At 53.6% G+C, this 15,499-nt stretch carries 10 protein-coding genes, 1 tRNA gene and 3 rRNA genes; 6 read left to right on the forward strand and 8 right to left on the reverse strand.

All coding sequences use genetic code 11. The features are described from left to right. Positions 1-36: 36 nt before the first annotated feature. On the reverse strand, positions 37-420 hold the full coding sequence (gene grcA / locus AC4OVU_RS16445) for an autonomous glycyl radical cofactor GrcA (protein WP_003860727.1): 384 nt from the start codon (positions 418-420) through the stop codon (positions 37-39). Positions 421-735: 315 nt separating this feature from the next. Here grcA and ung point away from each other — a divergent pair, with 315 nt between their 5' ends. Then, entirely contained in the window at positions 736-1,425 is a 690-nt protein-coding gene (gene ung, locus AC4OVU_RS16450; RefSeq protein ID WP_003860729.1) for a uracil-DNA glycosylase, read from the forward strand. A 39-nt stretch (positions 1,426-1,464) separates the two neighbouring features. On the opposite strand, the gene AC4OVU_RS16455 is transcribed toward ung, so the two are convergent. Then, entirely contained in the window at positions 1,465-2,550 is a 1,086-nt protein-coding gene (locus tag AC4OVU_RS16455; RefSeq protein ID WP_017383555.1) for a tRNA/rRNA methyltransferase, read from the reverse strand. Between the two features lie 204 nt (positions 2,551-2,754). On the opposite strand from AC4OVU_RS16455, the gene trxC reads away from it, so the two are divergent. From trxC to AC4OVU_RS16480, 5 genes are all read left to right on the forward strand, one after another. Next, positions 2,755-3,174 (forward strand): thioredoxin TrxC, encoded by a 420-nt coding sequence (trxC, locus tag AC4OVU_RS16460; RefSeq protein WP_032649129.1) that lies wholly within the window; start codon positions 2,755-2,757, stop codon positions 3,172-3,174. Between the two features lie 70 nt (positions 3,175-3,244). Next, complete coding sequence (tapT, locus tag AC4OVU_RS16465) at positions 3,245-3,943, forward strand: tRNA-uridine aminocarboxypropyltransferase (protein WP_110293104.1); 699 nt, start codon at positions 3,245-3,247, stop codon at positions 3,941-3,943. Positions 3,944-3,978: 35 nt separating this feature from the next. After that, on the forward strand, positions 3,979-6,642 hold the full coding sequence (locus AC4OVU_RS16470) for a bifunctional acetate--CoA ligase family protein/GNAT family N-acetyltransferase (protein ID WP_110293103.1): 2,664 nt from the start codon (positions 3,979-3,981) through the stop codon (positions 6,640-6,642). A gap of 109 nt (positions 6,643-6,751) precedes the next feature. Beyond that, a complete protein-coding gene (pssA, locus tag AC4OVU_RS16475; protein ID WP_023304259.1) occupies positions 6,752-8,107 on the forward strand; it encodes a CDP-diacylglycerol--serine O-phosphatidyltransferase in 1,356 nt (451 codons plus the stop codon). Between the two features lie 45 nt (positions 8,108-8,152). Beyond that, positions 8,153-8,476 (forward strand): YfiM family lipoprotein, encoded by a 324-nt coding sequence (locus AC4OVU_RS16480; RefSeq protein WP_003860739.1) that lies wholly within the window; start codon positions 8,153-8,155, stop codon positions 8,474-8,476. Here the strand turns inward: AC4OVU_RS16480 and AC4OVU_RS16485 are convergent. The 6 genes from AC4OVU_RS16485 to AC4OVU_RS16510 form a co-directional block, all read right to left on the reverse strand. Further along, positions 8,473-9,780 (reverse strand): MFS family transporter, encoded by a 1,308-nt coding sequence (locus AC4OVU_RS16485; RefSeq protein WP_017383558.1) that lies wholly within the window; start codon positions 9,778-9,780, stop codon positions 8,473-8,475. The two genes, AC4OVU_RS16480 and AC4OVU_RS16485, sit on opposite strands and share 4 nt — an antisense overlap. Positions 9,781-9,931: 151 nt before the next feature. Beyond that, entirely contained in the window at positions 9,932-10,384 is a 453-nt protein-coding gene (locus AC4OVU_RS16490; protein ID WP_032619240.1) for a DUF4385 domain-containing protein, read from the reverse strand. A gap of 128 nt (positions 10,385-10,512) precedes the next feature. Next, positions 10,513-10,628 (reverse strand): 5S ribosomal RNA (gene rrf / locus AC4OVU_RS16495). 65 nt (positions 10,629-10,693) lie between these two features. Next, positions 10,694-13,598, reverse strand: a 23S ribosomal RNA gene (locus AC4OVU_RS16500). Positions 13,599-13,780: 182 nt separating this feature from the next. Then, positions 13,781-13,856 (reverse strand) — tRNA-Glu (locus AC4OVU_RS16505). Positions 13,857-13,940: 84 nt separating this feature from the next. After that, positions 13,941-15,482 (reverse strand): 16S ribosomal RNA (locus AC4OVU_RS16510). Together the 16S, 23S and 5S rRNA genes with 1 tRNA gene alongside form the textbook arrangement of a ribosomal RNA operon. Positions 15,483-15,499: the final 17 nt, after the last annotated feature.

The raw sequence follows: 15,499 nt of genomic DNA on the forward strand, positions 1-15,499 counted from the left end.
TTCCCGGCTTTTTTATTCCACCCCCGAAGCTGAACTTTACAGGCTTTCAGTAAAGGTACGCGCGATAACGTCGCGCTGCTGTTCCGGGGTCAGAGAGTTGAAACGCACCGCATAGCCAGACACACGGATGGTCAGCTGCGGGTATTTTTCCGGGTGCTCAACGGCATCCATCAGCGTTTCGCGACGCAGGACGTTAACGTTCAGGTGCTGACCGCCTTCCACGCGTACTTCTGGTTGCACTTGCATTGGAATTTCACGGTATTCAATTTCGCCCAGTTTGCTCACCGGAACGATTTCGTCTTCCGCAAAACCTGCTTTCGCTACTACACAGCGCGCTTCGTTTTTCTCGCTGTCCAGCAGCCAGAAAGAGTTCAGCAGATCGTCATTTGCAGCTTTAGTAATCTGGATACCTGTAATCATGTGTTGCCTCCCTTAGGCTACATTAACTGATGCTGGCCTTTTGCGGCCAATTGGTAAAACCATTGTTTGTTGTGTGTATATATAACATTCAGACCCGGGTGATTTATTGATTTAAATCAACAAAACCACCAACCACACAAAGAGTGTGGTCTGTATTTTTTGTTTTAGATCAATTTTAAAGGTTTACCAATTCGACTTATCCTGCCTGGTTTTCAACATAAATTGAGTCACTTAGCCTGGTTTTCCGCGGGTAATTTTGCTCATTGGGGTTTAACAGGTAAGCTAGACACAGAATGAGATTCGCAGGAGAGCGAGATGACAACACCTTTAACCTGGCATGACGTGCTGGCAGAAGAGAAGCAGCAGCCCTATTTTATTAACACCCTCAGTACCGTTGCGGCTGAACGGCAGGCCGGCCAGACAATTTATCCGCCGCAGAAAGATGTGTTTAACGCCTTCCGCTACACCGAACTGAGCGATGTAAAGGTGGTTATCCTGGGGCAGGATCCATACCACGGCCCCGGGCAGGCTCACGGACTGGCATTTTCCGTGCGTCCGGGCGTAGCCATCCCCCCTTCTCTGCTGAATATGTATAAAGAGCTGGAAGGAACGATTCCGGGTTTTACCCGCCCTAATCACGGTTATCTGGAAAGCTGGGCGCGCCAGGGCGTGCTGTTGCTGAATACCGTATTAACCGTCCGGGCGGGTCAGGCACACTCCCACGCCAGTCTGGGATGGGAAACCTTTACCGATAAGGTTATCAGCCTGATCAATGAGCATCGTGAAGGCGTCGTGTTTTTACTCTGGGGATCGCACGCACAAAAGAAAGGGGCGATTATCGATCGTCAGCGTCATCACGTGCTGAAGGCACCGCACCCGTCGCCGCTGTCTGCGCATCGCGGTTTCTTTGGCAGTAATCATTTTGTTCTGACGAATGAGTGGCTGGAAAAGCGCGGCGAAAAGCCGATTGACTGGATGCCTGTGTTACCGGCAGAGAGCGAGTAGGGTTTGAATGTGCCGGGTCAGGCCCGGCACATAAAAGGCTTATGCCTTGTTCTGACGCCACCATTCCGCCAGCAGCACGCCGGTCGCAACGGATACGTTCAGGCTTTCAACGTTGCCAGTGCCGTCGATAGAGACGCTCAGGTCAGCGCTGGAGAGTGCCGCATCAGACAGACCATCACGCTCCTGACCTAACACCAGCACCATTTTGCGCGGCAGCGTCGCTTTAAACAGCGGCGTAGCGGCACGGCTTGAGGTGGTGACAATGGTGTAGCCCGCTTTACGGAATTGCTCCAGGGCCTCCAGCACGCTGTCGCCGGTGATCGGCTGAACATGCTCTGCACCGCCTTCCGCGGTACGAATCGCCGCACCGGATTCCAGCAGCGCGGCATCCTGCAACAGAACGCCTTTCACGCCAAAGTGCGCGCAGCTACGCATCATAGCGCCCAGGTTATGCGGGTTACCCACATCTTCCAGCGCCAGCACGCAGTCATCGGCATCCGCCTGGCTAACCCACTGCTGCACGGTAGTGCCGTTACGTTTTTTGATCAGGAAGCAGACGCCGCCGTGGTGTTCAGTCCCGGACGCTTTTGTCAGCTCGGCATCGTCAACCACGTGATAGGCTTTGCGGTTCGCCGCCATCCAGCGCAGCGCTTCTTTGAAGCGCGGGGTCACGCTCTGAATAAACCATGCACGAACGATACACTCCGGGCGGCTCTGGAACAGGGCCTGACAGGCGTTCTCACCGTAGACACGGGTCTCTTCCGCACGCTGACGACGCAGCACTTCCGGATCGATAAAGCTTTTTCCGCTGATACCGCCGTGATCGGCTTTTTCGGTCGCCTCTTCACCGGGCGCGCGCGAAACGGTACGCCATGGCGATCCACCGTCACGGACAACATCATCGCGTTTGCGATCGTCACGCTTACGGTCATCACGTTTGCGGTCATCGCCGCGGTTATTTCTGTCATCGCGGGCGGGGCGACGGCCACCGTCTGCACGAGAAGACGCCGGACGCCCGCCACCTTTTCCGGTACGCGGATTTTGGGTGCGTTTATCAGAGTCATCATCACTGCGGACATACATCACTTTGACCTTGCCGCTTTTGTTTTTCATTTCGTCGTTCATGCTTTTCTCCACCAGCGCTGCGCGAAGCGCGCAGATTACCCGATGTGCAAGCTCATAGCCATAATTTCGTACAAAAGCCTGTGACTATTGTTCCCATTGAATAAAACGCGTTGTCGTTTCATACAGGCTCACTGATAATATGTAACATATCAGAAACATTATCGGCGTTCTGCCGTTGTTCCACGGCTCTATCAGAGGTTAGTTATGAATACCGTATGTGCCAACTGTCAGGCTGTAAACCGCATTCCGGACGATCGGATGGATGACGGTGCGAAATGCGGGCGTTGTGGCCACGAATTATTTGATGGCGATGTCATTAACGCGACGGGTGCTACGCTGGACAAACTCCTCAAGGACGATCTGCCTGTTGTGGTCGATTTCTGGGCGCCGTGGTGCGGCCCCTGCCGTAACTTTGCGCCCATCTTCGAAGACGTGGCTGAAGAGCGCAGCGGGAAAATGCGTTTTGTCAAAGTGAATACCGAAGCGGAACGTGAACTCAGCGCCCGTTTTCGCATTCGCAGCATTCCAACCATTATGATTTTCAAAAATGGTGAAGTGATCGACATGCTCAATGGCGCAGTACCGAAAGCGCCTTTCGACAGCTGGTTAAACGAATCCCTGTAACATTCGCGGGGCATAGCTTGTGCCCCGTTCTCTCCTCTGCGAAAATGGGGTTTTTCCTGCCTTTTCGCCCATGACTGATAACGCTGTACTTCAATTACGCGCCGAGCGCCTTGCGCGCGCCACCCGCCCTTTTCTGGCCCGAGGCAATCGTATTCGCCGCTGCCAGCGCTGCCTTTTACCGCTGAAAGTGTGTCTGTGCGAAACGCTTGCACCGAGCGAGGCGAAAAGCCGCTTTTGTCTGGTCATGTTCGATACCGAACCGATGAAGCCCAGCAACACGGGGCGTTTGATCGCCGATATTCTGCCCAACACCGCAGCGTTTCAGTGGTCGCGCACTGAGCCACCTCAGGCTCTGCTCGACCTGGTGGCAAGCCCGGACTATCAGCCCATAGTCGTTTTCCCGGCATCATATGCAGGCGAACAACGTCAGGTGCTTACGGCGCCACCATCCGGTAAGCCGCCGCTGTTTATTATGCTCGACGGCACCTGGACCGAAGCGAGAAAGATGTTTCGCAAAAGCCCTTACCTTGATGCGCTGCCGGTGATTTCCGTCGATCTGTCGCGCGTTTCGGCCTATCGCTTGCGTGAAGCGCATGCCGACGGTCAATATTGCACCGCTGAAGTCGCTATTGCGCTACTGGATCTGGCGGGCGATACCCAGGCGGCCGGCGCGCTGGGCTCCCACTTCTCCTGCTTCCGTGAACGTTATCTTGCGGGAAAAACCGTTCATAAGGGTAGCGTCACAGCAACAGAGACAGAAAGCGTTTAAAATCATCAGGTCGCTTGCATTCACGGGAGGCCTGCATGAGCCAGAGAGGGTTAGAAGCGCTACTCCGTCCGAAATCCATTGCCGTTATTGGCGCCTCGATGAAACCGGACCGCGCAGGGTATCTGATGATGCGTAACCTGCTGGCTGGCGGGTTTAACGGCCCGGTCATGCCCGTTACGCCCGCTTATAAGGCGGTACAGGGGGTACTGGCGTGGCCGGATGTGCAGAGTCTGCCTTTCGTTCCCGACCTCGCCGTGCTCTGTACACATGCGAAACGAAACCTCGAACTACTTGAGTCGCTCGGTCAGAAAGGCTGTAAAACCTGCATTATTCTTTCCTCGCCTCCTGAACAGCAGCCCGAACTGCTGGCCTGCGCCAGCCGCTACCAGATGCGCATTCTTGGTCCAAACAGCCTCGGTCTGCTTGCACCATGGCAAGGGCTGAATGCCAGTTTTTCCCCGGTTCCGATCCGCAAAGGCAAACTGGCCTTTATTTCGCAGTCGGCTGCGGTATCCAATACCATCCTCGACTGGGCGCAGCAGCGTGAGATGGGCTTTTCCTACTTCATCGCCCTCGGCGACAGCCTGGACATTGACGTCGATGAGCTGCTGGATTTCCTGGCGCGTGACAGCAAAACCAGCGCTATCCTGCTCTACCTTGAACACCTGAGCGACGCCCGTCGTTTTGTGTCGGCGTCACGTAGCGCATCGCGAAATAAACCGATACTGGTCATCAAAAGCGGGCGCAGCCCTGCGGCTCAGCGCCTGCTACATTCCCGTTCAGGGATGGATCCCGCATGGGATGCAGCGATCCAGCGCGCCGGTTTACTGCGGGTACAGGATACGCACGAGCTTTTTTCCGCCGTTGAAACGTTAAGCCACATGCGCCCCCTGCGCGGTGAAAAACTGATGATTGTCAGCAACGGTGCCGCTCCCGCCGCCCTGGCGCTGGACGAGCTCTGGCTACGCAACGGCAAGCTGTCCACGCTGGGTGAAGAGACGCTTCAGCGCCTGCGGGACGCGTTACCGGGAAGCGTTGTTCCCGATAATCCCCTCGATTTGCGCGATGATGCCAGCAGCGATCGTTACATTAAGGCGATCACGATTTTGCTCGATAGCCAGGACTTTGATGCGCTGATGATTATCCATTCGCCCAGCGCGGTTGCGCCAGGCAGCGAAAGTGCGCGTGCGCTGATTGAGGCAGTCCGAAAACATCCCCGCGGCAAATACGTTACCCTGCTGACCAACTGGTGCGGCGAGTTCTCCTCCCAGGAGGCACGGCGTCTGTTTAGTGAAGCCGGGTTGCCAACCTACCGTACCCCGGAGGGCACCATTACCGCGTTTATGCATATGGTTGAATACCGCCGCAACCAGAAGCAGCTGCGTGAAACGCCTGCCCTGCCGGGCAATCTCACCGCAAATTCGGTGGATGTGCACAGGCTTTTGCAGCAGGCCATCGAAGAGGGCGCCGCTTCTCTTGACACACATGAGGTGCAACCCATTCTTGGCAGTTATGGAATGCAAACCCTGCCCACCTGGATTGCCGGCGACAGCGCTGAGGCGGTACATATCGCTGAGCAGATTGGTTATCCGGTTGCGCTGAAGCTGCGCTCTCCCGATATTCCGCACAAATCGGATGTGCAGGGCGTCATGCTGTATCTGCGCACCGCGACAGAAGTACAACAGGCCGCGGATGCCATTATCGATCGCGTAAAAATGACGTGGCCACAGGCCCGGATCCACGGCCTGCTGGTGCAGAGCATGGCCAACCGTGCAGGTGCGCAGGAGCTACGCGTGGTTGTCGAACACGATCCGGTTTTTGGTCCGCTCATTATGCTGGGTGAAGGCGGCGTTGAGTGGCGGCCAGAAGAACAGGCGGTTGTCGCGCTTCCTCCTCTAAACATGAACCTGGCGCGTTATTTGATTATTCAGGCCATCAAAAGCAAAAAAATCCGCGGGAGAAGCGCTCTGCGGCCGCTTGATATCGCCGGGTTAAGCCAGTTTCTGGTGAAGGTCTCCAACCTCATTGTTGACTGTGCGGAGATCCAGCGCCTGGATATCCACCCCCTTCTTGCCTCCGGAAATGAATTTACCGCGCTGGACGTGACGCTGGATATTGCGCCCTTTATCGGTGATCGGGAAAGCCGTCTAGCCATTCGTCCTTATCCTCTTCATCTGGAAGAGTGGGTGGAGATGAAAAATGGGGAACGGGCGCTGTTTCGCCCTATCCTGCCGGAAGACGAGCCGCTGCTGCGGGCGTTCATCTCGCAGGTGACGAAGGAAGATTTGTACTATCGCTATTTCAGCGAAATCAATGAATTTACCCACGACGATTTAGCCAATATGACCCAGATCGACTACGATCGAGAAATGGCGATTGTGGCGGTCCGCCGTTCCGGAGCGGGAGAGGAGATCCTCGGCGTGACGCGTGCCATTTCCGACCCGGATAACGTGGATGCGGAGTTTGCCGTACTGGTGCGTTCCGATCTTAAGGGTTTGGGGTTGGGCAGACGGCTGCTCGAAAAACTCATTGGTTATACGCGCGATCACGGATTGTCACGCCTGAATGGCATTACTATGCCAAACAATCGGGGTATGGTGACCCTGGCGCGGAAGCTCGGTTTTGACGTTGATATCCAGCTGGATGAAGGCATTGTCTCTCTGTCCCTCAGCCTGATTTCGACGGATAAACAAGAGTAAGCTGCTGGAAATGTTACCCACTTTTCGAGGCACTGGGGTATCATTGTCCGCTTATGTTGTTTGCCTGGTACAGACAACCCTTCAATGAACAGAGAAGAAACGCACTGTGATGTTGTCAAAATTTAAGCGTAATAAACATCAACAACACCTTGCTCAACTACCGAAGATTTCTCAGTCAGTTGATGATGTAGAGTTCTTTTATGCTCCCGCTCATTTCCGGGAGACGCTTCTTGAAAAGATTGCCAGCGCTACGCGACGTATTTGTATTGTGGCGCTCTATCTTGAACAAGATGAAGGTGGGCGTGCGATCCTGAACGCGCTCTATGAAGCGAAACGTCAGCGTCCAGAACTGGATGTTCGCGTGCTGGTTGACTGGCACCGTGCTCAGCGCGGCCGTATTGGAGCGGCTGCCTCGAATACCAATGCTGACTGGTATTGCCACACGGCCCAGGAAAATCCGGGTATTGATATCCCGGTGTATGGCGTACCGGTGAATACCCGTGAAGCGCTTGGCGTTCTTCATTTTAAAGGATTTATCATTGATGACAGCGTCCTTTATAGCGGTGCCAGCCTGAATGATGTGTATCTCCATCAGCTCGATAAATACCGCTACGATCGCTACCATCTGATCCGCAATCCGCAGATGGCCGACATCATGTTCAACTGGGTTGATAAAAACCTGGTTCATGGCCGGGGTGTGCACCGTCTTGACGATCCTCATCGTCCGAAAAGCCCGGAAATCAAAAACGACGTTCGCTCCTTCCGCCAGGAACTGCGCGATGCGGTTTATCGTTTTCAGGGGGATGCCAGTAATGAAGAACTGTCCGTTACGCCTCTGGTAGGCCTGGGAAAATCCAGCCTGCTGAACAAGACCATCTTCCATTTGATGCCGTGCGCGGAGCATAAGCTCACCATCTGCACCCCGTACTTCAACCTTCCAGCCGTTCTGGTGCGTAATATCATTCAGCTGCTGCGTGATGGTAAAAAGGTGGAAATTATTGTCGGGGATAAAACGGCAAATGACTTTTTCATTCCGGAAGATCAACCTTTCAAGATCATCGGCGCACTGCCTTATCTCTATGAGATTAACCTGCGCCGCTTCCTGAGCCGTTTACAGTACTATGTGAACACGGACCAGCTGGTTGTGCGTCTCTGGAAAGATGAAGACAACAGCTATCACCTCAAAGGAATGTGGGTGGATGATGAGTGGATGCTGCTGACCGGTAATAATCTCAACCCACGCGCCTGGCGTCTGGATCTGGAAAACGCCATCCTTATTCACGATCCTCAGCATGCGTTAGCCGCGAAACGCGATCGTGAGCTGGAGCTTATACGCACGCATACTACAGTGGTTCGTCATTATCGCGATCTGCAAAGCATCGCTGATTATCCGGTGAAAGTTCGCAAGCTGATTCGCCGTCTACGTCGGATCCGTATCGACCGCCTCATCAGCCGCATTCTGTAATACACGAGCCCTGTCATCGACGGGGCTTTTTTATGGAGTCTGTTAATGCGTACGCCTTTCCTGATAATCCCTCTTTTCCTGACCGGTTGCAGCCATATGGCTAATGATAACTGGTCGGGTCAGGATAAAGCTCAACACTTTCTGGCGTCTGCAATGTTGTCCGCTGCGGGTAATGAATATGCGCTGCACCAGGGTTATAGCCGGGATCGAAGTGCCACAATGGGGCTGATGTTCTCCATCAGCCTGGGGGCATCAAAAGAACTTTGGGATAGCCGCCCCTCGGGAAGCGGCTGGAGCTGGAAAGATTTTGCCTGGGACGTAGCCGGGGCAACAACCGGCTACGCCGTCTGGCAGATGGCGCATTATTAAAGGCGGATACCTTTTCCTTTACGATGCAGCATCAGGGAGACAATAAACGCCAGCGCCCCCATGATGGTGACATACCAGAAAAAGGTCGATTCACTGCCCCATGACTTAAGGGATAGCGCGACATACTCTGCCGAACCGCCGAACAGGGCGTTAGCGACCGCATAAGAGAGGCCTACGCCCAGCGCCCTCACCTGTGCGGGAAACATTTCCGCTTTCAAAATGCCACTGATTGCCGTGTAAAAACTAATAATAATAAGTGCCACCATAATCAAAGCGAAAGCGGCATAGGGAGAGGTTGTATGCTGTAGCGCCGTCAAAAGCGGAACAGTCCCCAGGGTGAGCATGCCACCAAAGATCAGCATGGAGGTGCGGCGACCTATTTTGTCCGACAGCGCGCCAACAATCGGCTGGATGAGCATAAAGACCAGTAACGCCACCGTCATGACGACACTCGCAACGTTAGCATGCATGCCCGTGGTGTTGACCAGATATTTTTGCATATAGGTGGTGAAGGTATAGAAGCTTAGCGAGCCTGCGGCGGTAAAGCCTAATACCATCAAAAACGCTTTGCGGTTTCGCCACAGCCCTTTCATCGAACCGGCTTCTTTCAGCGCCCTGACCTCCTGCTGGGAGGTTTCATCAAGCTGACGGCGTAACCACAGCGCCACAACCGCCAGGGCAGCCCCCAGGGCAAACGGGATGCGCCAGCCCCAGGCGCGTAAATCTTCATCGCTAAGGATTTGTTGAAGGATCACCACAACCAGTAACGCCAGCAGCTGACCGCCAATGAGGGTTACATACTGGAATGATGCATAGAAACCTTTGCGCCCTTCAACAGCTACTTCGCTCATGTATGTCGCGCTGGTGCCGTATTCGCCACCCACTGACAGCCCCTGGAACAGGCGTGCCAGCAGCAACAACGCCGGTGCCCATGTTCCGATAGTGTCATATCCGGGCAGGCAGGCAATCACCAGCGAGCCGACGCACATCATGCACACGGAGATGAGCATGGATGTCTTGCGCCCTTTCCTGTCCGCGATCCTGCCGAACAGCCATCCGCCAATGGGACGCATCAGGAACCCGGCGGCAAAAACGCCTGCGGTTTGCAGAAGCTGCGTTGTAGTGTTCCCTGACGGGAAGAAGATATGTGCAAAGTAGAGTGAACAAAATGAATAAACGTAAAAATCAAACCACTCTACAAGGTTCCCCGATGAAGCTCCAACGATTGCCCAAACCCGACGGCGAGTATCCTTGCCTGCTAAACTTGTGTTATCCGTATCTGCACTGGCTACGGTTTCTGTCATTTTAAAATCCCCTGTCTCACATTGCGGGCCATTGCCCACAAACAGTAAAACCGGATTTAAAACGAATCGTTAGGTAAATAAAATGTTTCCAATATGTTTCATTGGATTTTGTGAACTCGATCAGGTATCGAATTATTAGCGGACGTAGTAATTATCCCCACGCTTGCTGGTGAGCCTTTTTTCGCTGCAAATAATCTTCATCAGCACGAATTTTATCCCACCACGTTTTGAACACCGCAGCGGCTTCTGCTTTTACTGGATCGTGATCGAGGGGTTTGACCTGGCGCTTCTCATCATACTTTTTACCGCCTTTATGATTGGCGTATCGCCGGGCACGGGTGTATCCCATCTGTATGAATTTACGCGCCATATCCATGCCGACAAAATCGTTTTTCCTGCGGTATTCTTCAAAAAGGGCGTAGATCTCTTCTGCCGAACGCGCTGCGACTTCAGCATTTTTATAACGCCAGTGCGGCAGGATTTCGCTTTTATAAGGCTCGACCATCAATACGCCCTGCTCACCCCGGCCCACCTGATACCGTTCGGGATGCTCGCGAAAATTAATATTGGCAAAATCTTGTTGATAATCAAAGGGACGAGTCAAAGCGGCACCATTGTTAAAATTGTTTTAACAATTGTAGGCCGGATAAGGGGAAGCCGCCATCCGGCATGTTTTCTACGTACAAAGCAAAAAACCCCGCACCTTACGGTACGGGGTTCTTCTTAATTGATGCCTGGCAGTTCCCTACTCTCACATGGGGAGACCCCACACTACCATCGGCGCTACGGCGTTTCACTTCTGAGTTCGGCATGGGGTCAGGTGGGACCACCGCGCTAAAGCCGCCAGGCAAATTCTGTTAATCTGTATCAGGCTGAAAATTTCGTCTCTTCGCCGAAACACCTTCGGCGTTGTAAGGTTAAGCCTCACGGTTCATTAGTATCGGTTAGCTCAACGCATCGCTGCGCTTACACACCCGACCTATCAACGTCATCGTCTTTAACGTTCCTTCAGGAGACTCAAGGTCTCAGGGAGAACTCATCTCGGGGCAAGTTTCGTGCTTAGATGCTTTCAGCACTTATCTCTTCCGCATTTAGCTACCGGGCAGTGCCATTGGCATGACAACCCGAACACCAGTGATGCGTCCACTCCGGTCCTCTCGTACTAGGAGCAGCCCCCCTCAATTCTCCAGCGCCCACGGCAGATAGGGACCGAACTGTCTCACGACGTTCTAAACCCAGCTCGCGTACCACTTTAAATGGCGAACAGCCATACCCTTGGGACCTACTTCAGCCCCAGGATGTGATGAGCCGACATCGAGGTGCCAAACACCGCCGTCGATATGAACTCTTGGGCGGTATCAGCCTGTTATCCCCGGAGTACCTTTTATCCGTTGAGCGATGGCCCTTCCATTCAGAACCACCGGATCACTATGACCTGCTTTCGCACCTGCTCGCGCCGTCACGCTCGCAGTCAAGCTGGCTTATGCCATTGCACTAACCTCCTGATGTCCGACCAGGATTAGCCAACCTTCGTGCTCCTCCGTTACTCTTTGGGAGGAGACCGCCCCAGTCAAACTACCCACCAGACACTGTCCGCAACCCGGATTACGGGTCTACGTTAGAACACCAGCCATTAAAGGGTGGTATTTCAAGGTTGGCTCCACGCAGACTGGCGTCCACGCTTCAAAGCCTCCCACCTATCCTACACATCAAGGACCAGTGTTCAGTGTCAAGCTATAGTAAAGGTTCACGGGGTCTTTCCGTCTTGCCGCGGGTACACTGCATCTTCACAGCGAGTTCAATTTCACTGAGTCTCGGGTGGAGACAGCCTGGCCATCATTACGCCATTCGTGCAGGTCGGAACTTACCCGACAAGGAATTTCGCTACCTTAGGACCGTTATAGTTACGGCCGCCGTTTACCGGGGCTTCGATCAAGAGCTTCGCGTTGCCGCTAACCCCATCAATTAACCTTCCGGCACCGGGCAGGCGTCACACCGTATACGTCCACTTTCGTGTTTGCACAGTGCTGTGTTTTTAATAAACAGTTGCAGCCAGCTGGTATCTTCGACTGATTTCAGCTCCACCCGCAGGGGCTTCACCTACACATCAGCGTGCCTTCTCCCGAAGTTACGGCACCATTTTGCCTAGTTCCTTCACCCGAGTTCTCTCAAGCGCCTTGGTATTCTCTACCTGACCACCTGTGTCGGTTTGGGGTACGATTTGATGTTACCTGATGCTTAGAGGCTTTTCCTGGAAGCAGGGCATTTATCACTTCAGCACCGTAGTGCCTCGTCATCACACCTCAGCGTTAATAAGGTACCGGATTTACCTGGAACCTCCGCCTACATGCTTAAACCGGGACAACCGTCGCCCGGCTGACATAGCCTTCTCCGTCCCCCCTTCGCAGTAACACCAAGTACAGGAATATTAACCTGTTTCCCATCGACTACGCCTTTCGGCCTCGCCTTAGGGGTCGACTCACCCTGCCCCGATTAACGTTGGACAGGAACCCTTGGTCTTCCGGCGAGCGGGCTTTTCACCCGCTTTATCGTTACTTATGTCAGCATTCGCACTTCTGATACCTCCAGCATGCCTCACAGCACACCTTCAACGGCTTACAGAACGCTCCCCTACCCAACAACACATAGTGTCGCTGCCGCAGCTTCGGTGCATGGTTTAGCCCCGTTACATCTTCCGCGCAGGCCGACTCGACCAGTGAGCTATTACGCTTTCTTTAAATGATGGCTGCTTCTAAGCCAACATCCTGGCTGTCTGTGCCTTCCCACATCGTTTCCCACTTAACCATGACTTTGGGACCTTAGCTGGCGGTCTGGGTTGTTTCCCTCTTCACGACGGACGTTAGCACCCGCCGTGTGTCTCCCGTGATAACATTCTTCGGTATTCGTAGTTTGCATCGGGTTGGTAAGCCGGGATGGCCCCCTAGCCGAAACAGTGCTCTACCCCCGAAGATGAGTTCACGAGGCGCTACCTAAATAGCTTTCGGGGAGAACCAGCTATCTCCCGGTTTGATTGGCCTTTCACCCCCAGCCACAGGTCATCCGCTAATTTTTCAACATTAGTCGGTTCGGTCCTCCAGTTAGTGTTACCCAACCTTCAACCTGCCCATGGCTAGATCACCGGGTTTCGGGTCTATACCCTGCAACTTAACGCCCAGTTAAGACTCGGTTTCCCTTTGGCTCCCCTATACGGTTAACCTTGCTACAGAATATAAGTCGCTGACCCATTATACAAAAGGTACGCAGTCACCCCATAAAGAGGCTCCCACTGCTTGTACGTACACGGTTTCAGGTTCTTTTTCACTCCCCTCGCCGGGGTTCTTTTCGCCTTTCCCTCACGGTACTGGTTCACTATCGGTCAGTCAGGAGTATTTAGCCTTGGAGGATGGTCCCCCCATATTCAGACAGGATACCACGTGTCCCGCCCTACTCTTCGAGTTCACAGCATGTGCATTTTCGTGTACGGGACTATCACCCTGTACCGTCGGACTTTCCAGACCGTTCCACTAACACACAAGCTGATTCAGACTCCGGGCTGCTCCCCGTTCGCTCGCCGCTACTGGGGGAATCTCGGTTGATTTCTTTTCCTCGGGGTACTTAGATGTTTCAGTTCCCCCGGTTCGCCTCGTTAACCTATGTATTCAGTTAACGATAGTGCAACGGATTGCACTGGGTTTCCCCATTCGGACATCGCCGGGTCAAAGGTTCATATCACCTCGCCGGCGCTTTTCGCAGATTAGCACGTCCTTCATCGCCTCTGACTGCCAGGGCATCCACCGTGTACGCTTAGTCGCTTAACCTCACAACCCGAAGATGTTTCACTTCTGATTGCGAAAATTTGAGAGACTCGAACACACATGAGCTGTGTGTCGTTTCAATTTTCAGCTTGATCCAGATTTTTAAAGAGCAAATATCTCAAACATGACTCGCAAGTCAGTTTTGAGATATGACGGCAGGTGACTTTCACTCACGAACCAGCAAGTGGCGTCCCCTAGGGGATTCGAACCCCTGTTACCGCCGTGAAAGGGCGGTGTCCTGGGCCTCTAGACGAAGGGGACGTACAGTCTCAATCGCAAGACGCCTTGCTATTTACTTTTCATCAGACAATCTGTGTGAGCACTGCAAAGGCAGGTTCTTTAAGGTAAGGAGGTGATCCAACCGCAGGTTCCCCTACGGTTACCTTGTTACGACTTCACCCCAGTCATGAATCACAAAGTGGTAAGCGCCCTCCCGAAGGTTAAGCTACCTACTTCTTTTGCAACCCACTCCCATGGTGTGACGGGCGGTGTGTACAAGGCCCGGGAACGTATTCACCGTGGCATTCTGATCCACGATTACTAGCGATTCCGACTTCATGGAGTCGAGTTGCAGACTCCAATCCGGACTACGACGCACTTTATGAGGTCCGCTTGCTCTCGCGAGGTCGCTTCTCTTTGTATGCGCCATTGTAGCACGTGTGTAGCCCTACTCGTAAGGGCCATGATGACTTGACGTCATCCCCACCTTCCTCCAGTTTATCACTGGCAGTCTCCTTTGAGTTCCCGGCCTAACCGCTGGCAACAAAGGATAAGGGTTGCGCTCGTTGCGGGACTTAACCCAACATTTCACAACACGAGCTGACGACAGCCATGCAGCACCTGTCTCAGAGTTCCCGAAGGCACCAAAGCATCTCTGCTAAGTTCTCTGGATGTCAAGAGTAGGTAAGGTTCTTCGCGTTGCATCGAATTAAACCACATGCTCCACCGCTTGTGCGGGCCCCCGTCAATTCATTTGAGTTTTAACCTTGCGGCCGTACTCCCCAGGCGGTCGACTTAACGCGTTAGCTCCGGAAGCCACGCCTCAAGGGCACAACCTCCAAGTCGACATCGTTTACGGCGTGGACTACCAGGGTATCTAATCCTGTTTGCTCCCCACGCTTTCGCACCTGAGCGTCAGTCTTTGTCCAGGGGGCCGCCTTCGCCACCGGTATTCCTCCAGATCTCTACGCATTTCACCGCTACACCTGGAATTCTACCCCCCTCTACAAGACTCTAGCCTGCCAGTTTCGAATGCAGTTCCCAGGTTGAGCCCGGGGATTTCACATCCGACTTGACAGACCGCCTGCGTGCGCTTTACGCCCAGTAATTCCGATTAACGCTTGCACCCTCCGTATTACCGCGGCTGCTGGCACGGAGTTAGCCGGTGCTTCTTCTGCGGGTAACGTCAATCGACAAGGTTATTAACCTTATCGCCTTCCTCCCCGCTGAAAGTACTTTACAACCCGAAGGCCTTCTTCATACACGCGGCATGGCTGCATCAGGCTTGCGCCCATTGTGCAATATTCCCCACTGCTGCCTCCCGTAGGAGTCTGGACCGTGTCTCAGTTCCAGTGTGGCTGGTCATCCTCTCAGACCAGCTAGGGATCGTCGCCTAGGTGAGCCGTTACCCCACCTACTAGCTAATCCCATCTGGGCACATCCGATGGCAAGAGGCCCGAAGGTCCCCCTCTTTGGTCTTGCGACGTTATGCGGTATTAGCTACCGTTTCCAGTAGTTATCCCCCTCCATCAGGCAGTTTCCCAGACATTACTCACCCGTCCGCCACTCGTCAGCGAAGCAGCAAGCTGCTTCCTGTTACCGTTCGACTTGCATGTGTTAGGCCTGCCGCCAGCGTTCAATCTGAGCCATGATCAAACTCTTCAATTTAAAAGTTTGATGCTCAA

The sequence above is a fragment of the Enterobacter sp. 6722112 genome (assembly GCF_058661685.1).

Coding starts and splice junctions, on each gene's coding strand:
- trxC (WP_032649129.1), top strand. CDS start 2,755: ATGAATACCGTATGTGCCAACTGTCAGGCTGTAAACCGCATTCCGGAC.
- ung (WP_003860729.1), top strand. CDS start 736: ATGACAACACCTTTAACCTGGCATGACGTGCTGGCAGAAGAGAAGCAG.
- AC4OVU_RS16470 (WP_110293103.1), top strand. CDS start 3,979: ATGAGCCAGAGAGGGTTAGAAGCGCTACTCCGTCCGAAATCCATTGCC.
- AC4OVU_RS16485 (WP_017383558.1), bottom strand. CDS start 9,780: ATGACAGAAACCGTAGCCAGTGCAGATACGGATAACACAAGTTTAGCA.
- AC4OVU_RS16480 (WP_003860739.1), top strand. CDS start 8,153: ATGCGTACGCCTTTCCTGATAATCCCTCTTTTCCTGACCGGTTGCAGC.
- grcA (WP_003860727.1), bottom strand. CDS start 420: ATGATTACAGGTATCCAGATTACTAAAGCTGCAAATGACGATCTGCTG.
- AC4OVU_RS16455 (WP_017383555.1), bottom strand. CDS start 2,550: ATGAACGACGAAATGAAAAACAAAAGCGGCAAGGTCAAAGTGATGTAT.
- pssA (WP_023304259.1), top strand. CDS start 6,752: ATGTTGTCAAAATTTAAGCGTAATAAACATCAACAACACCTTGCTCAA.
- tapT (WP_110293104.1), top strand. CDS start 3,245: ATGACTGATAACGCTGTACTTCAATTACGCGCCGAGCGCCTTGCGCGC.